This is a genomic window from Mesorhizobium sp. (genome assembly GCF_005063415.1).
GTDB lineage: Bacteria > Pseudomonadota > Alphaproteobacteria > Rhizobiales > Rhizobiaceae > Mesorhizobium.
On sequence record NZ_SUEG01000435.1, the window covers coordinates 1 to 226 of the forward strand.

At 66.4% G+C, this 226-nt stretch carries 1 pseudogene; it reads left to right on the forward strand.

The features are described 5' to 3' along the window. Nucleotides 1-226 (forward strand): annotated as a pseudogene (locus tag E5W70_RS32945) (heavy metal translocating P-type ATPase); the annotation flags it as partial.

Here is a 226-nt window from a genome sequence, read left to right on the forward strand (position 1 = left end):
GCCATGGGTGCACGCGGTGCAACGGCCTCTTCCGAGGCGGCGGACGTCATCATCCTGGCCGACAGGTTGCAGCCGGTCGCCGACGCGATACGGATTGCCCAACGCACCCGCGCGATTGCCCTGCAAAGCATCATCGCCGGGCTCGCGCTCTCGGCCTTGGCGATGGTAGCCGCATCTATGGGGCAGATCACGCCAGTGGCAGGCGCATTGCTTCAGGAAGGGATCG